Below are 22,255 nucleotides of genomic sequence, written 5' to 3' on the forward strand. Positions count from 1 at the left end.
ACGGAAACAGCGAGGTGAGAGGCTCTGTGTTCACAACCCGACCGACCCTCCAGGGCACCTTCGGCATGGTGTCCTCCACCCACTGGCTCGCCTCCCAGTCGGCGATGGCGGTGCTGGAGGACGGGGGCAACGCGTTCGACGCGGCCGTGGCCGGGGCGTTCGTGCTGCATGTCGTGGAGCCGCACCTGAACGGGCCGGCCGGCGAGGTGCCGATCCTGCTCGCCCCGGCGGGCGGCGCGGTGCGCGTGCTGTGCGGGCAGGGCGTGGCCCCGGCGGGTGCGACGGTGGCGCACTACCGGGGGCTCGGGCTGGATCTCGTGCCGGGCACCGGACCGCTCGCCGCAGCCGTGCCCGGTGCCTTCGACGCCTGGCTGCTGCTCCTGCGCGACCACGGCACCAAGTCCCTGGACGACGTCCTGAAGTACGCCATCGGCTACGCCGGACACGGGCACGCGCCCGTGGAGAACGTCGGCCTGACCGTCGAGAGCGTACGACGGCTCTTCGAGACCGAGTGGACCTCGTCCGCGGAGCTGTACCTGCCGGGCGGCCGGGCACCCCGCCCCGGCACGCTGCTGCGCAACCCCGCCCTGGCCGCCACCTGGAAGCGGCTGCTGGCCGAGACCGCCCGCGCGGGCGGCCGGGAGGCCCGGATCGACGCCGCGCGCGAGGTGTGGCGCTCCGGCTTCATCGCCGAGGCCCTGGTACGGCAGTCCCGGCGGCCCACCCTGGACACCAGCGGCGAGCGGCACGCCGGCACCCTCACCGAGGCCGACCTCGCCGGCTGGTCGGCGGCCTACGAGACACCGGTGACGTACGACTGGAACGGCTGGACGGTGTGCAAGGCCGGCCCCTGGAGCCAGGGCCCGGTGCTGCTCCAGCAGCTCGCCCTGCTCCCGCCCGAACTGCCCGCCCACGGCTCCGCCGACTACGTCCACCTGCTGATCGAGGGCTGCAAGCTCGCCATGGCCGACCGCGAGGCCTGGTACGGGGACGCCACCGAGGTGCCCCTCGCGGAGCTGCTGTCGGACGAGTACAACGCGGCCCGGCGGGCCCTCGTCGGCGAGAAGGCGGACCACGAGCTGCGCCCGGGCAGCCCCGGCGGCCGTGTCCCGCGGCTGCCCGCACGGGCACACGCGCGCGTGCCGGCCGGCGCGGAGCACGGCTTCGACCCGATGGGCGCCGGCGAACCGACCGTCGCGAGGCTGCCCGGCGAGCCCGAGGTGGCCGCCGACGGCACGACCCGCGGCGACACCTGCCACCTGGACGTCGTCGACCGCTGGGGCAACATGATCGCGGCCACGCCCAGCGGCGGCTGGCTCCAGTCCAACCCCGTCGTCCCCGAGCTGGGCTTCCCGCTCGGCACCCGCCTGCAGATGGCCTGGCTGGAGGAGGGCCTGCCGGGCTCTCTCACTCCCGGCCGCCGCCCCCGCACCACCCTCACCCCGTCCCTCGCGCTGCGCGACGGCGTGCCGGTCATGGCGTTCGGCACGCCCGGCGGCGACCAGCAGGACCAGTGGCAGCTGCACTTCTTCCTCGCTGCCGCCCTGCGCGCCCCCGTCCGTGGCGGCCTCGACCTCCAGGGCGCCGTCGACGCCCCCAACTGGCACAACGACAACCACCCCAGCTCCTTCCACCCGCGCGGCCGGCATCCCGGCGGCGTGACCGTGGAGTCCCGCATGGACGCCGGGGTGATCGAGGAGCTGCGGCGGCGCGGCCACGACGTCACCGTCGGCCCCGCCTGGTCCGAGGGGCGGCTGTGCGCGGTGGCCCGGGACCCGGAGACCGGCGTGCTCTCGGCGGCGGCCAATCCACGCGGCATGCAGGGGTACGCCGTGGGCCGCTGACGGCCGCCCCGGGCCCGGCGGGCGGTGCAGATCCCCGCTCTTCACGCCGATTCCACCCTGAGTACACCGAACGTGGGCGGGGATTGTCAGTGGGACGTGCTCTCATGGGAGGCATGATCGAAGAGACGGAAACCATCGAGGAGTTTCTCGCCCGCTGCTCGGCCGACGTGGAGGAGGCGGTCCGCAAGGCCGCCGCGGCCGAGATCCTGCCCCGCTTCCGCCGCCTCGCCGCGCACGAGGTCGACCAGAAGAGCGGCCCCCACGACCTGGTGACGGACGCCGACCGCCTCGCCGAGCTGCGGCTCACCGAGGACCTCGGCGCGCTGCTGCCCGGCTCGGTGGTGGTCGGCGAGGAGGCGGTGCACGCCGACCCGGCGGTGTACCGGGCGCTCCAGGACGACGTACCGGTGTGGATCGTCGACCCGGTCGACGGCACCCGCCAGTTCGTGCACGGCGACGACGGCTTCTGCACCCTGGTGGCGCTCGTCCGGCGGGGCGTCGTGATCGCCTCCTGGACCTACGCGGCGGCGCGCGACCAGTTCGCCACCGCCGTCCGCGGCCAGGGCGCCTTCCTCGACGGCGAGCGGCTGTTCGCGGGCCCGCCCGTGCCCGGCCGGGACCTCGTCGTCGCCACCTCCCACCCGGACTACACCACCGACGAGCAGAAGCGCGCCCTGCGCTCCCTGTGGACCGACGGCATCGCCCCGCGCGCGTGCGGCTCTGCGGGCCTGGAGTATCTCGCCGTGGCCCGGGGCGAGTTGGACGCCGTCGCGTTCTCCTGGGAGGCCGCCTGGGACCACGCGGCCGGTCTGCTCCTGGTCGAGGAGGCGGGCGGCGCCCACCTCACCCTGACCGGCGAGCCGTTCCGCGTCACCGGCGGCAACGCCCTGCCGTTCACCGCCGCCCGGGACGCCGCCACCGCCCGCCGGGTGGCGGCCCTGCTGCGCACCGCGTCCTGATCCCCGGGGCCACCCGGGCCGGGGGAGTGCCGGACCACCGGCATATCCTGATCCCGAATGGCCATCGGCTGACGAAGGGGTCCGAAGGTGCCGTCGATGCTCGATGCGGTCGTGGTGGGTGCGGGACCGAACGGACTGACCGCAGCCGTGGAGCTGGCCCGCCGCGGCTTCTCCGTGGCCCTGTTCGAGGCGAAGCCCACCGTCGGCGGCGGCGCCCGCACCGAGGAGCTGACCCTGCCCGGCTTCCGGCACGACCCGTGCTCGGCCGCGCACCCCCTCGGTATCAACTCCCCGGCGTTCCGCGCCCTGCCGCTGGACCGGTACGGCCTCGAATGGCTGCACGCCCCGCTGCCCATGGCCCACCCGTTCCCGGACGGCACCGCGGCCGTGCTGTCCCGCTCGGTCGCCGAGACAGCCGCCTCCTTCGGACCGCGCGACGCGGGCGCGTACCGCAGACTGGTCGAGCCGCTCCTCGCCCACTGGGACACCCTCGTGCGGGACTTCATGTCCCTGCCGCTGACCGCGCTGCCCCGCGACCCCGTCACCCTGGCCCGCTTCGGCCTGGCCGGGCTCCCGCCGTCCACCTGGCTGATGCGCCGCTTCAAGGACGAGCGGTTCAAGACCCTGTTCGCCGGCCTGGTCGGCCATGTGATGGCACCACTGGGCGGCCTCGCCACCAGCGCCATAGGACTCGTCTTCGCCCTCTCCGCCCACGCGCGCGGCTGGCCGGTGCCCCGCGGCGGCTCCCAGGCCATCTCCGACGCCCTCGCCGCCTACCTGGCCGACCTCGGCGGCGCCGTGCACACCGACTACGAGGTCAAGCGCCTCGACGACCTGCCGCCCGCGCGCGCGTACGTCTTCGACACCTCGCCCGCCGCGCTCGCCCGGATCGCCGGCTTCGGCGACCACTACGCGCGCTACCGCTACGGCCCCAGCGTCTTCAAGATCGACTACGCGCTGGACGGCCCCGTGCCCTGGACCGCGCCCGAGGCCCGCACCGCAGGCACCGTCCAGATCGGCGCGAGCCAGGCCGAGATCGGCACCGCCCTGCGCGCCGCCTCCCGCGAGGGCCGCGCTCCCGACAGACCGTTCATGATCACCGTGCAGCCCAGCCTGGTCGACCCCACCCGCGCTCCCGAGGGCAAGCACGTCTTCTGGGCCTACGGCCATGTGCCGAACGGCTGGTCCGGCGACCTCACCGACGCCATAGAACGCCAGCTGGAGCGGTTCGCCCCCGGCTTCCGCGACCGCGTGCTCGCCCGCGCCACCGCCGGACCCGCCGAGATGGCCGCCCGCAACGCCAACTACGTCGGCGGCGACATCGCCTGCGGCGCGGCCTCCGGACTCCAGTTGCTGCTGCGCCCCAAGCCGACCCTGTTCCCGTACCACACCCCCCACCCGGCCGTCTTCATCTGCTCCTCGGCCACCCCGCCCGGGCCCGGCGTCCACGGCATGTCCGGACACAACGCGGCCAAGGCCGTCTGGCGGAGACTGAGACAGACATGACGGCCATCAGATGAGGCAGACATGACCGCCATCACCTTCGTCCAGGGCGACATCACCCGCCAGCACGCCGACGCCATCGTCAACGCGGCGAACTCCTCCCTGCTCGGCGGCGGAGGCGTGGACGGCGCGATCCACCGCCGGGGCGGCCCCGCGATCCTGGAGGAGTGCCGCGCCCTGCGCGCCTCCCGGTACGGAAAGGGCCTCGCCACGGGCCGGGCGGTCGCCACCACGGCGGGCGAACTGGACGCCCGCTGGCTCATCCACACCGTGGGACCCGTCTGGTCCGCCACCGAGGACCGCTCCGGCCTGCTCGCCTCCTGCTACCGCGAGTCCCTGCGCGTCGCCGACGAACTCGGCGCCCGCACCGTCGCCTTCCCGGCCGTCTCCACCGGCGTCTACCGGTGGCCGGTGGAGGACGCGGCCCGCATCGCGGTGGAGACGGTACGGAACACGCCGACGGCCGTGCGGGAGGCACGCTTCGTGCTCTTCGACGAACGGGCGTACGAGGCGTTCGCCCGGCAGGCCGGCTGACGGACGCCACCGCCGGCCGGCCCGGGGCGTACCGGCACGGGTCACCCGAACGGCGTATCCCTTGGTGCGCCCGGCGGCTGCATGGCCAACGCTCGGAGTGCCCCGCGTGCTCCTCGTGAGCGCGCGGGATCCGGACGAACGGGGAGGCAGAAAGGACACGCTCATGAGCCAGGCAGCGCAGCCCACCGGACCGACCAGCTCGGGCGGCTCGTGGCCGTCGCGGCAGCCCGGTGCCCGGGGCGGCGGCTGGGTGACCGGCGGCGTCACGTTCGCCGGCGTCCTGATGATGTGCAGCGGCCTCCTCGCCCTTCTCCAGGGGATCGCCGCGGTCGCCGGGGACCCCGTCTACTTCCGCATCGGCAGCTACATCTACAAGATGAACCTCACCGGATGGGGCACGATCCACATCATCATCGGCGCCCTGGTCCTGGCGACCGGCATCGGACTGCTCATGGGCATGGCCTGGGCCCGCATCGTCGGTCTGTTCCTCGTCGCGCTCAGCATCATCGCGCAGTTCCTGTTCCTGCCGTACGCGCCCGTCTGGTCGCTGATCCTGCTGGCCATCGACGTCTTCGTGCTCTGGGCCCTGGCGTCCTCTCACGAAGCCGCGAGCTGAGACCCCGCCGGCACCCGGCACGCCTGGTCACGTCAGCTCACGCAGGGCCCTGCCGAGCAGTGCCACGCCCTCCGCGATGACACCCGGCGGGGTGGCCGCGTAGCCGAGGACCAGACCGGGCGGGCCGGGCGACTGCCGGTGCCAGGACAGCGGCTGGCACTTCACACCGTGCGCGAGCGCCGCCGCGGCGAACTCGGTGTCGGGTACCTCCGAGGCGTACGTCACCGTCAGGTGCAGGCCCGCCGCGGCGCCGTGCACCCGCGCGCCCGGCAGATGCCCGGCGAGGGCGGCGATCATCGCGTCCCGGCGCCTGCGGTGGCGCCCGCGCACCAGCCGCAGGTGCCGCTCCAGTTCACCGGACTCCATCAGCCGGGCGAGCACCAGCTGCGGCAGCACCGCGTTGCCCAGGTCGTTGAAGCGTTTGGCGTCGACCAGCGCCGCGCGGTACCGGGCGGGTGCCACCAGCCAGCCGATCCGCAGCGCGGGCGCGAGCAGTTTCGACACGCTGCCCAGGTAGCAGACCCGGTCGGCGAGCAGGGCGCGCAGCGCCGGGACCGGGGGCCGGTCGTAACGGTGCTCGGCGTCGTAGTCGTCCTCCAGGATCAGCCCGCCGTCCCGCGCCCACTCCAGCAGCTCACGCCGGCGCTCGCCGCTGGTCACCACGCCGGTGGGGAACTGATGGGCGGGCGTGAGCAGCACGGCCCGGGCGCCGGTCGCCCGCAGCGCGTCGACCCGTACGCCCTCCTCGTCGACCGGCACCGGCGGGGTGGCCAGGCCCCCGTTCCGCAGGTGCTGGCGGGCCCCGAGCGAGCCGGGCTCCTCCACCGCGACCGCGTCGACGCCGTCCGCCCGCAGCACCGGGTGCAGCAGGGTGAGCGCCTGCGCGGTGCCCGCGACGATCAGCACCGCGTCCGGCTCCACGCGCACACCCCGCACACGCGCGAGCCAGTCCGCGACGGCCCGCCGCAGCCGGGGCGCGCCGCGCGGGTCGCCGTAGCCGAGCTGCCCCGCGGACAACTCGGCGAGCACGGTCCGCTCGGCCCGCAGCCAGGCGGCGCGGGGAAAGGTGGTGAGGTCGGGCCGGCCAGGTGTGAAGTCGACGGCGGCCGGCGCGGCCCGCAACGCGTCGAACACCTCCACGCCGGGTTCCCCGCCGAACAGCCCACCGGGTCCACCGCCCTCACCGGCGTACGGCTGACCGTCCTCTGCGGCGCCTTGACCGGGGTACGGCCCAGGGGGTCGGGGGGTGCCCTGACCGGCGCGCGGTACAGCGGGCCGGTCGACGCGGCGACCGGCGCATGGGCGACCGTCCTCTGCGGCGCCTTGACCGGGGTACGGCCCAGGGGGTCGGGGGGTGCCCCGACCGGCGCGCGGTACAGCGGGCCCGTCGACGCGGCGACCGGCGTACGGCCGGCCGGGCCCACCGGCTCCTTGACCGACGTACGGCCCTCCTGGCCCGCCGACGCGCTCACGCGGGGACGGCCCGGTCAGATCGCCAGGGTCACCCGGCCACCCGAGTCCACCAGCGACGTCGGCGCTCCCGGCAGCGCCCATGCTCCCCCCGTAGCGGACGCTTCCAGCTCCGCCCGCCTCATTCCCACCCTGCGCGCCGCGCCCGCCCGGGCCCCCCGTGCCCGGCACGCCCCCTTCCCCGGACCCGCCGTCCGGAACCGGCGGCGGCGTGGTGGTGAACGGCACCGCCACCACCACCGTGCCTCCGCGTCGGCGGCCCGCCACCTGGCCGTCCTCGGCGAGGCGCCGGTACGCCTCGGTCACCACGCCCCGCGACACGCGCAGTTCCGCCGCGAGCACCCGGGTCGGCGGCAGTCTGCTGCCCACCGCGAGCCGGCCGTCGGCTATGGCCTGCCGGAGCCGTCCGGCCAGCCACTCCGCCTTCCCGCCGGCGGGCACGTCGGCCACCGCCAGTTGCAGGAAGTCCGAGCCACGCGCCGGCACCTCCACCGTGTCCCACCCCTCGTCCACCCCGCCCATACTGCCCCTCGGCCGGTCAGTCGCCGAAGACGAACTCCGGGGCGGCCGGGGTGAGCACGGCCGTCGCCGTCGTGGCTCCCCAGTGCGCCGCCACCTCCTCCTCGACCGTCTTCAGCACCTCGGCCACGCACTGTGCGCCGCCCTCGTGCATCGCCTCCGTCACCACCAGCACCCGTCCGGTGCGCGCGCCGACCGCCGAGTGGCCGCTCTGCCGGTGGGTCCAGCGGCGCGCGTGGGCCCGGCCCGCGGAGTCGACGAAGGTCACCTCGCCGGGCGCCGGATGCTCGACGGCACCGCCGAACGCCGTGTACGTCTCCTCCCCGAGGGCCGGGCGTACCTCCAGCAGCGGCCCGGTGATCCGGTCGACGTCGAGGACCGCCACCGGAACCGCGTACGCCACCGAGATGGCGTTGCACAGGTCCACCAGCGGATGGATGCGCGGCAGCGCGCCCTCCTTCCGCAGCCGGCGCAGCAGGGACTCGGAGGCTGACCGGTACTGCGTCGGCTTCAGCCCCATCCGGGCGAAGGCCCGCCGCCAGGCCAGCACCTCGGGGAACTCTCCCTCGGTGGCCACCGCCAGCCGTGCGGCGGCCCGGGCGGTGTACGCGGCGGCGCGTGGCCCGGTGTCCACGGGGGCGCCGACGCCGGCGGCGTACAGCGCGCCGGCGGAGAGGTCGGGGAAGGCGGCCCGGACCGGGCCGGCATGCCGGAATCGCACGGTCACGCCACCACCGCTCGGGTATCCGGGTTCGACGAAACGCTCAACGGGACCTCCTCGGTGATCGGGACCACCACCCTGCCCGGCCCTTGGCCCGGTGACCAGGACCAAACAAGGCCCGGATCACCGGTCCATAACTCCGCGACCGGGGGCCGCCGGTGGCCGCGCCCCGAGCCTCGCCCACGGCGGCCCCCGGCCCCTGCTCACCGGTCGCGCCCTGGGCCTAGCCCACCGGCGGCGCCCCGGGCCTCGCTCACGGCGGCCCCCGGCCCCTGCTCACCGGTCGCGCCCTGGGCCTCGCCCACCGGCGGCGCCTTGGGCCTAGCCCACCGGCGGCGCCCCGAGCCTCGCCCACCGGCGGCGTCCCGGGCCTCGCCCACAGACCCCAGCCCCCCGCGTGACATCATCGGCCGGGTCCCGACCACAGCCGCAGTGGCCGCGGCGAGCCGTGTCACAGCGCGAGGAGCACGAGGCGCGAGGAGCACGAGGCGCGAGGAGTACGAGGAGCACGATGGACCCCGCACTGCTGGACGACTTCTCCCTGGAGATGACCGGCAAGGACGTGCCCGGGCTGGAGGAGGCGCGGGACAGCGTCCCTCCCGGCACCCGGATCAACATCACTTTCCTGGCCGGCGAGGACACCGGTACGCGGCTGACCGCCGCCCGCGCGGTCAAACGGCTCGGTTTCGTCCCCGTACCGCACATCTCCGCACGCCGCCTGCCCTCCCGGCCCGCCCTGGAGGAGTTCCTCGCCGGGCTGGCGGCCGACGGCACCGCCGAGAACGTGTTCGTGGTCGGCGGCGATCCGGCCCGGCCCGAGGGGCCCTACGAGGACGCCCTCGCCGTCCTGCGCACGGGGCTGCTGCGGCGCCACGGCGTCCGGCACGTCGGCATCGCCGGCTATCCCGAGGGCCACCCCGGCATAGCGGACCGGCTCCTGTGGTCGGCGCTCACGGACAAGGCGGCGGCCATCGGGGCCGGCCGGTTCACCGGGGACGTCATCACCCAGTTCGGCTTCGACGTCGACCCGGTGCTCGCCTGGCTGGAGGCCCTCCGCGCGCGGGGCGTGCACCTGCCCGTCCGCGTCGGCGTCCCCGGACCGGCGGGGGTGCGCCGACTGCTGCGCTACGCCGGCCGGTTCGGCGTCGGTACGAGCGCCTCCGTGGCCCGCAAGTACGGCTTCTCGCTGACCAACCTCATGGGAACGGCCGGCCCGGACCGCTTCCTGCACACACTGGCCGACCGGTACGACCCCGCCCGGCACGGCACGGTGAAGGTGCACTTCTACACGTTCGGCGGCCTGCGGACCACCGCCGACTGGATCACCCGCTTCCGCCACGGATCCGAACGGTTCGGCGAGATGCGACAGACCGCTCGATCATGAGGAGCAGCGGCCGGGGCCCCTGGCCAGGCCCACGTAGATGTCGGATTCTCGCCAGCGGCCGGGGCGTGCGGTGGGCGATGCTGAACGCATGCAGACAGGGATGCACCTCGACCGGGAGCACTGCGTACGCGCCGTGCGGTCCAAGGACGCGCGGTTCGACGGATGGTTCTTCACGGCCGTCCTGACCACCCGGATCTACTGCCGGCCGAGCTGCCCGGTCGTGCCGCCCAAACCGGAGAACATGACGTTCTACCCGAGTGCCGCCGCCTGCCAGCAGGCCGGGTTCCGGGCCTGCAAGCGCTGCCGCCCCGACACCAGCCCCGGCTCCCCGGAGTGGAACGCGCGCGCCGACCTCGTGGCCCGGGCCATGCGGCTGATCGCCGACGGGGTCGTGGACCGCGAGGGCGTGCCCGGACTCGCCGCCCGGCTCGGCTACAGCACCCGGCAGGTGGAGCGCCAGCTGCTCGCCGAGCTGGGCGCCGGCCCCCTCGCGCTCGCCCGCGCGCAGCGGGCCCAGACCGCGCGGCTGCTCATCGAGACCACGGCCCTGCCGATGGCGGAGATCGCGTTCGCGGCCGGTTTCGCCTCCGTACGCGCCTTCAACGACACCGTCCGCGAGGTCTTCGCCCTGTCCCCGAGCGAGCTGCGCGCCCGGGCCCCGAAGAGCGGCGCGGGCACCCCCGGCGTGGTCACCCTGCGGCTGCCGTTCCGCGCCCCGCTCAACCCGTCCAACCTCTTCGGCCACCTCGCCGCCACCGCCGTACCCGGTGTCGAGGAGTGGCGCGACGGCGCCTACCGCCGCACCCTGCGGCTGCCGTACGGCCACGGCATCGCCGCGCTCGCACCCCGCCCCGACCACATCGCCTGCCGCCTCACCCTCAGCGACCTGCGCGATCTGACCGTGGCCATCAGCCGCTGCCGCCGCCTGCTCGACCTGGACGCCGACCCGGTGGCGGTCGACGGCCATCTGCGCACCGACCCGTCCCTCGCGCCCCTGGTCGACCGGGACCCGGGCCGCCGGGTGCCGCGCACGGTCGACGAGGCAGAGTTCGCCGTCCGGGCCGTGCTCGGGCAGCAGGTCTCCACGGCCGCCGCCCGCACCCACGCGGCCCGCCTGGTCACCGCGTACGGCAAGCCCCTGGACGACCCCGAGGGCGGTCTCACGCACCTCTTCCCCTCGCCCGAGGCGCTGGCCGCCGTCGACCCCGAGACCCTGGCGATGCCCCGGACCCGGCGCACCACCTTCACCACCCTGGTCCGCGAACTCGCCGACGGCGGCCTGCACCTGGGCGTGGAGGCCGACTGGGCCGAGGCGCGGGCCCGGCTGCTCGCGCTGCCCGGCTTCGGGCCCTGGACGGTGGACGTCATCGCCATGCGCGCCCTCGGCGATCCCGACGCCTTCCTCCCCACCGACCTCGGCATCCGGCGCGCCGCGAAGGAGCTGGGCCTGCCGGCGACCCCGGCCGCGCTCACCGCCCGCGCGGAGATGTGGCGGCCCTGGCGGTCGTACGCGGTGCAGTACCTGTGGGCGACGGACAGCCACCCGATCAACTTCCTCCCGGCCTGAAGGACTCCGATGAACCACCACACCGTGACCGACAGCCCGTACGGGCCGCTCACCCTCGTCGCCGACGCCGACGGCGCCCTGTGCGGGCTGTACATGGCGGGCCAGCGGCACCGCCCCGGCGAGGAGGGGTTCGGTCCGCGCGACGACACCCTGCCCGTCTTCGCCGAGACGACCGAGCAGCTGACGGCGTACTTCTCGGGCGAGACGAAGGAGTTCACCGTCCGGCTCGGCCTGCACGGCACACCGTTCCAGCGCGGCGTCTGGCAGCAGCTGACCGCCATCCCGTACGGCGAGACCCGCACCTACGGCGAACTGGCCGACGCCCTCGGCAACCCCCGGGCCTCCCGCGCCGTCGGCCTCGCCAACGGCCGCAATCCCGTGGGCATCATCGTCCCCTGCCACCGGGTGATCGGCTCCGACGGCAGCCTCACCGGCTACGGCGGCGGCCTCGACCGCAAACGCCGCCTGCTGGACTTCGAACGGGGTACCGCGCTGTTCTGATCCCGCTGACCGGCGTCAGCCGGGGGTCCTCAGTCGCTCAGGGTACGCAGGAGCGCGGGCAGCGCGGTGCCGATGGGTTCCCGGATGACCTCGTCGGCCCGGTCGTCGTACGGCGTGGGCTCGGCGTTCACGATGACGAGGCGTGCGCCGTGGTCGGCGGCCACGCCGGCGAGGCCGGCGGCGGGCTGCACCTGGAGGCTGCTGCCCACGGCGATGAACACCTGGCAGGCCTTGGTGATGGCCACGGCCTGCCCGAGGACCACCGGATCCAGCCGCTCGCCGAACATCACCGTCGCCGACTTCAGGATGCCGCCGCACTCCAGGCACGGCGGGTCCTCCTCGCCGGCCTCCACCCGGGCGAGGGCGTCCTCCATCGGCCCCCGGGCCCCGCACCCGGTGCACACCACGCCGCGGGCGCTGCCGTGGAGTTCGAGCACCTTGCGGGCGGGCATGCCCGCGAGCTGGTGCAGGCCGTCCACGTTCTGGGTGATGACCCGGACCGGGACGCCGGACCTCTCCAGCTCGGCGACGGCCCGGTGCGCCGCGTTCGGCTCGGCCTGGAGCGTCCGGTTCTTGCGGCGCATCTGCCAGGACCGTCGCCGGATCTCCGGGTCCGTCATGTAGTACTCGTACGTCACGAGCTTCTCGGCCTCCGGATCCCGCCGCCACAGTCCGTTCGGCCCGCGGTAGTCCGGGATGCCGGAGTCGGTGGAGATACCGGCCCCGCTGAGCAGGGCGACGAGAGGCTTGGCCATGGCATCGAGGGTAGGGCGGGCGGCGCGGCTGCCGCGAGCGGATATCCGCGGGGACGGTCCCGCGGCGCGGGCCCCGGTGCTAGCGTCCCCGCATGGCCAAGGTGACTGTCTCGCTCGATGCCCAGCTCGTCGTGGAGGTCATGGTGCTCGCCGGGGTGGGGAACCCGCAGGACGCCGTCGAACTGGTCGTCCGGGACTACATCGAGCGCGGGCACCGCACGGAGGCACGCGTCGCCGCCCGGGACGACGCGCTGCGCGAGGTGGACGCCAAGCCGCGCGACGCGGAGGGCTGAGCTGTCACGCCACCCGGTGGCCGTTCTCCAGTTCCGCCGTGCCCGAGCCGGCCGCGAGGACGTCCAGTGCGGCCAGCACGCGGCGGCCGAGTGCCCCGGGCAGATGGGCGGTGAGGTCCTCGGGGGCGACCAGGCGCCAGGAGAGCAGTTCCTCCTCCTGGAGACGGATGGCCTTCAGCTCGTCCTCGCTCAGCACACCGCCGTCGTACAGGTACGCCACCAGCGGCGGCCGGCCCGCGCCGTGCACCCAGTCCACGGCCAGCAGCCGGCCGGGTTCCCGGTCGAGCCCGATCTCCTCCAGCGTCTCCCGGCGGGCGCCCTGGCGCGGCGTCTCCCCGTCGTCGGACTCGATGGTCCCGCCCGGGAGGGCCCAGCCGTCACGGTAGTTGGGTTCGACGAGCAGCACCCGCCCCTCGGCGTCCCGGAAGAGGGCGGCGGCCCCGGCGAGGACGCGGGGCAGGCTCGCGATGTACGCGGCGAAGTCCTGGGTCGTGGTCATTGAGGAAGGGTAACCAGCCGGCCGCCGGCTACGTCCCGCTCGTCGCCAGGCGCAGGGTGCGTTCGGCCAGCGCACTGATCCGTACGCCGTCGAAGCCGAACACCGCGCTGCGCACCGTGTCCTCCAGCGGGTCCCGCCAGCGCGCCGGAATGGCCTGCGCCCCGGTGAGGACCCCGACCACGGAACCGGCCGTCGCCCCGTTGGAGTCGGTGTCCAGGCCGCCGCGCACGGTCAGGGCGACGGTCCGGGTGAAGTCGCCGTCGCCGTACAGCAGCCCGGCGACGAGGACGGCGACGTTCGGGACCGTGTGGATCCAGCCGAGCCCCGCGGTCTCCGCGGACACCGTGGCCAGGGTCTCCTCCCACGGCAGCCGCGCCTCGTGCAGGCTCGCCACCCGCCGCACGGTCCGGGCCAGCCGGCTGCTCGCGGGGACGACCGAGAGCGCGGTGTCCAGGGCGCCCCGGACGGTCGGGGCGGTGAAGGCCGCCGAGATCAGCGCTGCGGCCCACATGGCGCCGTACACGCCGTTGCCGGTGTGCGAGAGCACCGCGTCCCGGCGGGCCAGACCGGCGGCCCGGACGGGATCGCCGGGGCAGGTCCAGCCGTAGACGTCGGCGCGGATCAACGCGCCGATCCACTCCTGGTACGGGTTGTCGTACGTCGCCGTCAGCGGCGGTTTCAGCCCGTTCGCGAGGTTCCGGTACGCGGCCCGTTCCGCCGTGAACGTCTGCAGGTACGGCAGCCTGAGCAGCCACAGGTCGCCGACCTGCTCGGTGCTGAAGCCGAAGCCGTGGGTCTCCAGCAGATGCAGGCCGAGGATCGCGTAGTCGACGTCGTCGTCCCGGCAGCTGCCGTGGATCCGGCCGCGCACGCAACTGCGCCACTCAGGGCGCATCACGGCGGCCTCCGCCGCGTCGGCCGGCTCGGGCAGGTAGTCGGTCAGCGGCAGGGCCGCGGCCCGGCGCAGATAGCGGTCGATGCGGTCGCGCGTCCACACCTCGCCCTGCTCGACCGGCTTGCCGAGCATGTTGCCCGCGATCCGGCCGAGCCAGCCGCCGTGGACGCGGTCGGCGAGGTCCGGTCCGGTGCGCTGGGTGCTCATGGCAGGGGTGTACCCACTTTGCCCGGCGGGCTCCCAGCGGCTTGACCAGGGTTCGGGCGGGGCATGACGGCGGGGGTGTCCCGCGGTTATGGTCACAGCGGCGCGACTGGCCCCGACGTGCGCGGGGCCCGGAGAGCAAGGGGAAGACAAGGTGGCGGACGCTGCAGTGAACGAGACCCGTCGGGTGCTCATCGCCGCGGACAAGTTCAAGGGCTCGCTGACGGCCGTGCAGGTCGCCGAGCGGGTGACGGCCGGGCTGCGCAGGGTCCTGCCGGATCTCCAGGTCGAGGCGCTGCCCGTGGCCGACGGCGGCGACGGGACCGTGGACGCGGCGGTCGCGGCCGGCTTCGAGCGCCGGCAGGCGCGGGTCGCCGGGCCGCTCGGGCAGGAGGTCACGGCCGCGTTCGCGCTGCGCGACGGCACCGCGGTGGTGGAGATGGCCGAGGCGAGCGGCCTGCAGCGGCTGCCGGCCGGAGTCTTCGCGCCGCTGACCGCCTCGACGTACGGCTCCGGGGAGCTGCTGCGCGCCGCGCTGGACGCGGGCGCGCGGACCATCGTGTTCGGCGTCGGCGGCAGCGCCACGACGGACGGCGGCGCGGGCATGCTGTCCGCGCTGGGCGCGCGGTTCCTGACCGAGGAGGGGGAGCCGGTGCCGCCGGGCGGCGGCGGACTCGCCGACCTCGCCCGGGCGGACCTGTCCGGCCTCGACCCGCGGCTGTCCTCCGTCGAGCTGGTGCTGGCCAGCGACGTCGACAACCCGTTGACCGGACCCAAGGGCGCGCCGGCGGTGTACGGCCCGCAGAAGGGGGCCTCGCCGGACGACGTGGAGACGCTGGACGCCGCGCTGGCCCACTTCGCGAAGGTGCTGGAGGCGGAGGCCGGGCCGCGGGCCGCCGAGTACGCGGCGGCGCCGGGGGCGGGGGCCGCCGGGGGTGTCGGATACGGGGCCCTGCTGCTCGGTGCGCGGTTCCGCCCCGGCATCGAGGTGATGCTGGACGTGCTGGGCTTCGCGCCCGCCCTGGAGCGGGCCTCGCTGGTGATCACCGGGGAGGGATCGCTGGACGAGCAGACCCTGCACGGCAAGGCCCCGGCGGGGGTGGCGGCGGCTGCGCGCGCGGCGGGCAAGGAGGTCGTGGCGGTGTGCGGGCGGCTGGCGCTGCCGACGGAGGCGCTGCTCCGGGCCGGGATCTCCGAGGCCTACCCCCTGACATCCGTCGAGCCGGACGTGGCCCGGTGCATCGCGGACGCGGGGCCGATCCTGGAGCGGGTCGCTGCGCGGATCGCCGAGGACCACTTGCGCTGAGGCCCCTGGGGCTCCCGGCCCATGCCGACCCACCACCCGACTCGGTAGCCGGAACGTCACCCATCCAGCCGACCGAGACGGGTGGGCGGTGGGCGAACGGGGGTCTGGGAGCCCCCAGGTCGGCTGCACAGGCGAGGGGCCCCCTACCCAACCCGGGTAGGGGGCCCCTCGTCCAAGCGCCGCTACGGCAACTGCGCCGCCCGGGCCTCACGACGGTTGTCGCGGAAGTTGTTCACCCGCCGCGCCGTGGCGAACAGCGGAATCACCGCGCCCATCACCAGCTGCAGCGCACAGCCCGTCTGCAGGAGCAGCTGCCCGCTGGGCGCGTCGAAGGCCCACGCCGCCAGCAGCCCCATCGACAGGACGATCCAGGAGAGCATCGCGCCCGCGAGACGCCCCCGCGGCTTCGGGTACTCCACCCGGCTCACCATCAGCCACGCGGTCCCGAGGATCGCCAGCAGCGTCGCCACGAACGGCAGCTCCAGCAGCACGATCGAGACGACCGTCAGCGCGCCGAACGGCGAGGGCATGCCCTGGAACATGCCGTCCTTCATGGTCACGCAGCTGAAGCGGGCCAGTCTCAGCACCACGGCCAGCAGCACCACGATCGCGCCCAGCGCCGCCACCCGCTGGTGCGCGTCGTCCGCGACCATGCCGTAGACGAGGACGAAGTACGCGGGGGCCAGCCCGAAGCTGATCAGGTCGGACAGGTTGTCCAGCTCCGCGCCCATCGGCGACGAGCGCAGCTTGCGGGCCACCAGCCCGTCGAACAGGTCGAACACCGCCGCGCAGAGCATCAGGATGACCGCGGTGGCCGCGCTGTGGCGGGCCATGCCGGATTCCTGGCTGCCGGTGAGGTGCGGGATCAGGATGCCGGTGGTGGTGAAGTACACCGCCATGAAGCCGCACGTGGCGTTGCCCAGCGTGAGGGTGTCCGCTATCGACAGGCGGAGAGAAAGAGGCATCTCCTCCTCGTCGTCCACCTCGGCGGCCTCGGGCACCCAGCCCGCCTGGGTCTCCGGATCAATCACGGTCAATGCGAGTCACCCCAGCCACGGTCTTCTGGCCGACCTCGACCGCGACCTCCACGCCCTCGGGCAGGTAGAGGTCGACACGCGAGCCGAAGCGGATCAGACCGATGCGGTCGCCCTGCTCGACCTTCGTGCCCCGGGGGATGTAGGGGACGATGCGGCGGGCCACCGCGCCGGCGATCTGGATCATCTCGATGTCGCCGAGTTCGGTGTCGAAATGCCAGACTACGCGCTCGTTGTTCTCGCTCTCCTTGTTGAAAGCCGGAACAAAGCCGCCGGGGACGTGCTCGACGGACGTCACGGTGCCCGCGAGGGGCGCCCGGTTGACGTGGACGTTGAGCGGGCTCATGAAGATGGCGACGCGGGTACGCCCGTCCTTCCACGGCATGATGCTCTGCACCACGCCGTCGGCGGGCGAGATGACCCGGCCCTGGGCGATCTCGCGCTCGGGGTCGCGGAAGAACCACAGCATGCCCGCCGCGAGAGCGGTGGCGGGCACGGCAACGGCCTTGGCGACGCCCGAGCGGCGAGCGCGGGCCAGGCTGAGGGCTGCGGTGGCGACGGTCGGGAGAAGCCACGGCGATGCTCCGCGCGCGAGGCGTACGCCGGCTCGGCTGTCGCGAGGTGCAGAGGTTTGGCTGTGGGGCATGGATGACCTTCGTAGCGGATGATGCCGCGCTCTGACGGGGGACGGCGGCTTTCCCGGGATCGTACCGGTCGCGGGCCACAACTGGGCAAGCCAGGAAGCCGAGTCGGCGGCCGAAGAGTGTCTACGGGGTGTGATCTTCTTCTCGAAGAAAACACCCCGTACCAGGACAATCAGCCCTGGAATCGATACTCTTCGAGCAGCCTGCGCCCGATGATCATTTTCTGGATCTCGGCGGTACCTTCACCGATGAGCAGCATCGGGGCCTCGCGGTAGAGGCGCTCGATCTCGTACTCCTTGGAGAAGCCGTAGCCGCCGTGGATCCGGAAGGCATCCTCCACGACCTCCTTGCAGTACTCGGAGGCGAGGTACTTCGCCATCCCTGCTTCGAGGTCGTTTCGTTCCCCGGAATCCTTTTTGCGTGCCGCGTTGACCATCATCGCATGCGCGGCCTCGACCTTGGTCGCCATCTCCGCCAGCTTGAACTGGATGGCCTGGTGCTGGGCGATCGGCTTGCCGAACGTGTGCCGCTGCTGGGCGTACTGGACCCCCAGTTCGAAGGCGCGCTGGGCGACGCCACAGCCGCGCGCCGCCACATTGACCCGGCCGACCTCCACGCCGTCCATCATTTGGTAAAAACCTCGGCCGGTGACCCCGCCGAGCACCCGATCGGCCGGAACGCGCAGGCCGTCCATGATCAACTCGGTCGTGTCGACGCCCTTGTAGCCCATCTTGTCGATCTTGCCGGGGATGGTGAGGCCCGGACGGACCTCGCCGAAGCCCGGCTCCTTCTCGATCAGGAAGGTCGTCATCGACTTGTGCGGCGCCGTGCCCTCGGGGTGTCCTTCGTCACTGCGCACCAGGACGGCCACGAGCGACGACGTGCCGCCGTTCGTCAGCCACATCTTCTGGCCGTTCAGGACGTACTCGTCGCCGTCCTTCACCGCCTTCGACGTGATCGCCGACACGTCCGAGCCCAGGCCGGGCTCCGACATCGAGAAGGCGCCCCGGATGTCGCCGGCCGCCATCCTCGGCAGGAAGTGGTCCTTCTGCTCCTGCGTGCCGTGCTGCTTGAGCATGTACGCGACGATGAAGTGGGTGTTGATGATGCCGGACACCGACATCCAGCCGCGGGCGATCTCCTCCACGCACAGCGCGTAGGTGAGCAGCGACTCGCCCAGGCCGCCGTACTCCTCGGGGATCATCAGACCGAAGAGCCCGAGCTCCTTCAGGCCGTCGACGATCTGCTGCGGGTACTCGTCGCGGTGCTCCAGCTCGGTCGCGACCGGAATGATCTCTTTGTCGACAAAGTCCCGGACGGTGGAGAGGATCTCCTGCTGGACGTCGGTCAGACCGGCGGTCTGGGCGAGACGGGCCATGGCCTACTTCTCCTGCTGCTTGAGTTCCGGGCGGCCCGGCTGCTCGCCGCCGCGCTCCTTGATGTACGTCTCGGTGGGCACCATCACCTTGCGGCGGAAGACGCACACCAGGGTGCCGTCCTGCTTGTAGCCCTTGGTCTCGACGTAGACGATCCCGCGGTCGTTCTTCGACTTCGACGGCCACTTGTCCAGCACGGTCGTCTCGCCGTAGACCGTGTCGCCGTGGAAGGTGGGCGCCACGTGCTTGAGCGACTCGATCTCCAGGTTGGCGATCGCCTTGCCGGAGATGTCCGGGACGGACATGCCGAGCAGGAGGGAGTAGATGTAGTTCCCGACGACGACGTTCTTGCCGAAGTCCGTCGTCTTCTCCGCATAGTTGGTGTCCATGTGGAGCGGGTGGTGGTTCATGGTGAGGAGACAGAACAGATGGTCGTCGTACTCCGTGACCGTCTTGCCCGGCCAGTGCTTGTACGTCGCCCCGACCTGGAACTCCTCGTAGGTGCGTCCGAACTGCATCGCCGTCACGCCTCCGGGATCTCGAACGTGCTGGTGCGCTGCATGCCGGCGGCGCGGCCCTTGCCCGCGATGACCAGCGCCATCTTGCGGCTGGCCTCGTCGATCATCTCGTCGCCGAGCATCGCGGAGCCCTTCTTGCCGCCTGCCTCGGACGTGTAGTAGTCGTACGCGTCCAGGATCAGCTCGGCGTGGTCGTAGTCCTCCTGCGACGGCGAGAAGACCTCGTTGGCGGCGTCGACCTGGCCGGGGTGCAGCACCCACTTGCCGTCGAAGCCCAGCGCGGCGGCGCGGCCGGCGACCTCGCGGAAGCCGTCGACGTTGCGGATCTGCAGGTAGGGGCCGTCGATCGCCTGGAGGTTGTTGGCGCGGGCGGCCATCAGGATCTTCATCAGGATGTAGTGGTAGGCGTCCGCCGGGTAGCCGGGCGGCTGCTCGCCCACGACCAGGGACTTCATGTTGATGGAGGCCATGAAGTCGGCCGGGCCGAAGATGATGGTCTCGATGCGCGGGGAGGCCTGGGCGATCTCGTTGACGTTGTTCAGGCCCTGCGCGTTCTCGATCTGCGCCTCGATGCCGATCCGGCCGACCTCGAAGCCCATCGTCTTCTCGATCTGCGTCAGCAGCAGGTCCAGGGCGACGACCTGCTGGGCGTTCTGCACCTTCGGCAGCATGATGCAGTCCAGGTTCGGGCCCGCGCCCTCCACCACCGTGACGACGTCCCGGTACGTCCATTCGGTCGTCCAGTCGTTGACCCGGACCACGCGCGTCTTGCCCGTCCAGTCGCCCTCGTTGAGGAACTTGACGATGGTGTGCCGCGCCTCGGGCTTGGCGAGCGGCGCGCACGCGTCCTCCAGGTCCAGGAAGACCTGGTCCGCGGGGAGGCCCTGCGCCTTCTCCAGGAAGCGCGGGTTGCTGCCCGGTACGGCCAGGCAGGAGCGCCGCGGGCGAAGGCGGTTGACGGTCGTCATGCGGGGACCTCCAGGGGGTCGAGCTTGTTCGCTTTCCGGATCTCGTCGACGATGCGGCCGATGATCCCGGTGATGTCGAAGTCCTTCGGGGTGAAGACGGCGGCCACTCCGGCTTCCTTCAGCTGCTCGGCGTCACCGTTGGGGATGATGCCACCGGCGATCACCGGTATATCTGTGGCACCGGCCACACGCAGCCGCTGGAGCACATCGGGAACCAGCTGGGCGTGCGAGCCGGACAGGATCGACAGGCCCACGGCGTGGACGTCCTCGGCCAGGGCCGCGTCCACTATCTGCTCGGGTGTCAGCCGGATGCCCTGGTACACCACCTCGAAGCCGGCGTCCCGCGCGCGGACGGCGATCTGCTCGGCGCCGTTGGAGTGCCCGTCCAGGCCCGGCTTGCCGACCAGGAAGCGCAGTTTGCCGACGCCCAGCTCGCGGGCGGTGGCGTCCACCTTGGAGCGGACCTCGGCGAGCGCCGAGCCGGCCTCGGCGGCGACGGCCACCGGCGCGGAGGAGACCCCGGTCGGCGCCCGGTACTCGCCGAACACCTCGCGCAGGGCGCCCGCCCACTCGCCGGTGGTGACCCCGGCGCGGGCGCACTCCAGCGTGGCCTCCATCAGGTTGTCGGTGCCCTTGGCGGCCTCCTTCAGCCGCTCCAGCGCCTTGCACGGGCGCGGGTGGTTGAAGGGCGGCTGGTAGCGGGTGTCCCGCCAGCGCTGGAGGGACTCGATGACGCGGGCTTCCACCGCCGGGTCGACCGTCATGATGGCGGTGTCCAGATCGGCCGTGAGCGGGTTCGGCTCGGTGCCCTCGAAGATGTTGACGCCGACGATCTTCTCCTCGCCGGACTCGATCCGGGCCCGGCGCTCGGCGTGCGAGGCGACCAGCTGCGACTTGAGGTAGCCGGACTCCACGGCGGCCAGCGCGCCGCCCATCTCCTGGATGCGGTCGATCTCTGCGAGGGTGTCCTCGACCAGCTGGTCCACCTTCGCCTCGATCACCTTCGAGCCCTCGAAGATGTCGTCGTACTCCAGCAGGTCGCTCTCGTAGGCGAGGACCTGCTGGATGCGCAGGCTCCACTGCTGGTCCCAGGGCCGGGGCAAGCCCAGCGCCTCGTTCCACGCGGGCAGCTGCACGGCACGCGCGCGTGCGTCCTTGGAGAGGGTGACCGCCAGCATCTCCAGCACGATGCGCTGGACGTTGTTCTCCGGCTGCGCCTCGGTCAGGCCGAGCGAGTTGACCTGGACGCCGTAGCGGAACCGCCGCTGCTTGGGGTTCTCGATGCCGTACCGCTCACGGGTGACCTTGTCCCAGATGCGGCCGAAGGCGCGCATCTTGCACATCTCCTCGATGAAGCGGACGCCCGCGTTCACGAAGAAGGAGATACGGGCGACGACGTCCCCCATGCGCTCCTGCGGCACCTGGCCGGAGTCGCGCACGGCGTCGAGGACGGCGATCGCGGTGGACATCGCGTACGCGATCTCCTGCACCGGCGTGGCCCCGGCCTCCTGCAGGTGGTAGCTGCAGATGTTGATCGGGTTCCACTTCGGGATGTGGGAGACCGTGTACGCGATCATGTCCGTCGTCAGGCGGAGCGAGGGTTCCGGCGGGAACACATGGGTGCCCCGGGACAGGTACTCCTTGACGATGTCGTTCTGGGTCGTGCCCTGGAGCTTGGTGATGTCCGCGCCCTGCTCCTCCGCGACGACCTGGTAGAGCGCCAGCAGCCACATGGCGGTGGCGTTGATCGTCATCGAGGTGTTCATCTGCTCCAGGGGGATGTCCTGGAACAGCCGGCGCATGTCACCGAGGTGCGCGACGGGCACGCCGACCCGGCCCACCTCGCCGCGCGCGAGGATGTGGTCGGGGTCGTAGCCGGTCTGCGTCGGCAGGTCGAACGCCACCGACAGACCGGTCTGGCCCTTGGCGAGGTTGCGCCGGTACAGCTCGTTGGACGCCTCCGCCGTGGAGTGACCGGCGTACGTCCGCATGAGCCACGGCCGGTCCTTCTGACGCTCTGTCATCTATGACCTCCCGGCTCTCAGACGTTCCGGAAGCGGTTGATGGCGTCGATGTGCTTGGCGCGCGTCTCCTCGTCGCGCACGCCCAGGCCCTCCTCGGGGGCGAGGCACAGGACGCCGACCT

At 73.0% G+C, this 22,255-nt stretch carries 20 protein-coding genes and 2 pseudogenes; 10 read left to right on the plus strand and 12 right to left on the minus strand.

The window, feature by feature from the left end; translation table 11 throughout:
* Positions 1-26: 26 nt before the first annotated feature.
* From AB0L21_RS36285 to AB0L21_RS36305, 5 genes are all read left to right on the plus strand, one after another.
* Positions 27-1,844 carry a gamma-glutamyltransferase gene (locus tag AB0L21_RS36285; protein WP_365788404.1) on the plus strand — a complete coding sequence of 606 codons (1,818 nt, stop codon included), beginning with the start codon at positions 27-29 and terminating at the stop codon, positions 1,842-1,844.
* Between the two features lie 113 nt (positions 1,845-1,957).
* A complete protein-coding gene (locus tag AB0L21_RS36290; protein ID WP_365709422.1) occupies positions 1,958-2,803 on the plus strand; it encodes an inositol monophosphatase family protein in 846 nt (281 codons plus the stop codon).
* 87 nt (positions 2,804-2,890) lie between these two features.
* Complete coding sequence (locus AB0L21_RS36295) at positions 2,891-4,309, plus strand: NAD(P)/FAD-dependent oxidoreductase (protein WP_365709420.1); 1,419 nt, start codon at positions 2,891-2,893, stop codon at positions 4,307-4,309.
* 21 nt (positions 4,310-4,330) lie between these two features.
* On the plus strand, positions 4,331-4,840 hold the full coding sequence (locus tag AB0L21_RS36300) for an O-acetyl-ADP-ribose deacetylase (protein ID WP_365788405.1): 510 nt from the start codon (positions 4,331-4,333) through the stop codon (positions 4,838-4,840).
* 163 nt (positions 4,841-5,003) lie between these two features.
* On the plus strand, positions 5,004-5,456 hold the full coding sequence (locus tag AB0L21_RS36305) for a hypothetical protein (protein ID WP_365788406.1): 453 nt from the start codon (positions 5,004-5,006) through the stop codon (positions 5,454-5,456).
* Between the two features lie 27 nt (positions 5,457-5,483).
* On the opposite strand, the pseudogene AB0L21_RS36310 reads toward AB0L21_RS36305, so the two are convergent.
* From AB0L21_RS36310 to AB0L21_RS36320, 3 genes and pseudogenes are all read right to left on the minus strand, one after another.
* Positions 5,484-6,602, minus strand: a pseudogene (locus tag AB0L21_RS36310) (PLP-dependent aminotransferase family protein); the annotation flags it as partial.
* Positions 6,603-7,154: 552 nt separating this feature from the next.
* A pseudogene (locus AB0L21_RS36315) lies at positions 7,155-7,448 on the minus strand (winged helix-turn-helix domain-containing protein); the annotation flags it as partial.
* Between the two features lie 16 nt (positions 7,449-7,464).
* The gene (locus tag AB0L21_RS36320; protein WP_365788407.1) at positions 7,465-8,172 is read right to left on the minus strand and encodes a phenylalanine--tRNA ligase beta subunit-related protein; all 708 of its coding nucleotides are present in this window, start codon (positions 8,170-8,172) and stop codon (positions 7,465-7,467) included.
* A 505-nt stretch (positions 8,173-8,677) separates the two neighbouring features.
* Here AB0L21_RS36320 and AB0L21_RS36325 point away from each other — a divergent pair.
* The 3 genes from AB0L21_RS36325 to AB0L21_RS36335 all read left to right on the plus strand — a co-directional run bounded on the left by AB0L21_RS36325 (position 8,678) and on the right by AB0L21_RS36335 (position 11,618).
* Positions 8,678-9,550, plus strand: a complete 873-nt coding sequence (locus AB0L21_RS36325) for a methylenetetrahydrofolate reductase (RefSeq protein ID WP_365788408.1) — start codon at positions 8,678-8,680, stop codon at positions 9,548-9,550.
* Between the two features lie 88 nt (positions 9,551-9,638).
* Positions 9,639-11,117 (plus strand): AlkA N-terminal domain-containing protein, encoded by a 1,479-nt coding sequence (locus AB0L21_RS36330; protein WP_365788409.1) that lies wholly within the window; start codon positions 9,639-9,641, stop codon positions 11,115-11,117.
* A 9-nt stretch (positions 11,118-11,126) separates the two neighbouring features.
* Positions 11,127-11,618 (plus strand): methylated-DNA--[protein]-cysteine S-methyltransferase, encoded by a 492-nt coding sequence (locus AB0L21_RS36335; RefSeq protein WP_365709405.1) that lies wholly within the window; start codon positions 11,127-11,129, stop codon positions 11,616-11,618.
* Positions 11,619-11,647: 29 nt separating this feature from the next.
* Here the strand turns inward: AB0L21_RS36335 and AB0L21_RS36340 are convergent, their stop codons facing one another.
* Entirely contained in the window at positions 11,648-12,373 is a 726-nt protein-coding gene (locus AB0L21_RS36340; protein ID WP_365788410.1) for a Sir2 family NAD-dependent protein deacetylase, read from the minus strand.
* A gap of 92 nt (positions 12,374-12,465) precedes the next feature.
* On the opposite strand from AB0L21_RS36340, the gene AB0L21_RS36345 reads away from it, so the two are divergent.
* Positions 12,466-12,666: a DUF2191 domain-containing protein gene (locus tag AB0L21_RS36345; protein WP_365709401.1), complete on the plus strand. Its 201-nt coding sequence runs from the start codon at positions 12,466-12,468 to the stop codon at positions 12,664-12,666.
* Between the two features lie 4 nt (positions 12,667-12,670).
* Here the strand turns inward: AB0L21_RS36345 and AB0L21_RS36350 are convergent, their stop codons facing one another.
* The gene (locus tag AB0L21_RS36350) at positions 12,671-13,165 is read right to left on the minus strand and encodes an NUDIX hydrolase (protein WP_365709399.1); all 495 of its coding nucleotides are present in this window, start codon (positions 13,163-13,165) and stop codon (positions 12,671-12,673) included.
* Between the two features lie 28 nt (positions 13,166-13,193).
* Positions 13,194-14,267 (minus strand): ADP-ribosylglycohydrolase family protein, encoded by a 1,074-nt coding sequence (locus AB0L21_RS36355; protein WP_365788411.1) that lies wholly within the window; start codon positions 14,265-14,267, stop codon positions 13,194-13,196.
* Between the two features lie 166 nt (positions 14,268-14,433).
* On the opposite strand from AB0L21_RS36355, the gene AB0L21_RS36360 reads away from it, so the two are divergent.
* A complete protein-coding gene (locus tag AB0L21_RS36360) occupies positions 14,434-15,570 on the plus strand; it encodes a glycerate kinase (RefSeq protein ID WP_365788412.1) in 1,137 nt (378 codons plus the stop codon).
* Between the two features lie 182 nt (positions 15,571-15,752).
* Here AB0L21_RS36360 and pssA read toward each other — a convergent pair whose 3' ends face one another.
* The 6 genes from pssA to AB0L21_RS36390 all read right to left on the minus strand — a co-directional run bounded on the left by pssA (position 15,753) and on the right by AB0L21_RS36390 (position 22,134).
* Positions 15,753-16,571 (minus strand): CDP-diacylglycerol--serine O-phosphatidyltransferase, encoded by an 819-nt coding sequence (pssA, locus tag AB0L21_RS36365; RefSeq protein ID WP_365709449.1) that lies wholly within the window; start codon positions 16,569-16,571, stop codon positions 15,753-15,755.
* Positions 16,572-16,593: 22 nt separating this feature from the next.
* Positions 16,594-17,250: a phosphatidylserine decarboxylase gene (locus AB0L21_RS36370; RefSeq protein ID WP_365709392.1), complete on the minus strand. Its 657-nt coding sequence runs from the start codon at positions 17,248-17,250 to the stop codon at positions 16,594-16,596.
* Between the two features lie 170 nt (positions 17,251-17,420).
* Positions 17,421-18,626, minus strand: coding sequence for an acyl-CoA dehydrogenase family protein (locus AB0L21_RS36375; RefSeq protein WP_365709390.1), 1,206 nt, complete (start codon positions 18,624-18,626; stop codon positions 17,421-17,423).
* Positions 18,627-18,629: 3 nt separating this feature from the next.
* Positions 18,630-19,142: a MaoC family dehydratase gene (locus tag AB0L21_RS36380; RefSeq protein ID WP_365788413.1), complete on the minus strand. Its 513-nt coding sequence runs from the start codon at positions 19,140-19,142 to the stop codon at positions 18,630-18,632.
* Positions 19,143-19,147: 5 nt separating this feature from the next.
* The gene (locus tag AB0L21_RS36385) at positions 19,148-20,110 is read right to left on the minus strand and encodes a CoA ester lyase (RefSeq protein ID WP_365709388.1); all 963 of its coding nucleotides are present in this window, start codon (positions 20,108-20,110) and stop codon (positions 19,148-19,150) included.
* Positions 20,107-22,134, minus strand: coding sequence for a protein meaA (locus AB0L21_RS36390; RefSeq protein WP_365709386.1), 2,028 nt, complete (start codon positions 22,132-22,134; stop codon positions 20,107-20,109). Before AB0L21_RS36390 ends, AB0L21_RS36385 begins: the two co-directional genes overlap by 4 nt.
* Positions 22,135-22,255: the final 121 nt, after the last annotated feature.

Source organism: Streptomyces sp. NPDC052721 (assembly GCF_040678315.1).
GTDB lineage: Bacteria > Actinomycetota > Actinomycetes > Streptomycetales > Streptomycetaceae > Streptomyces.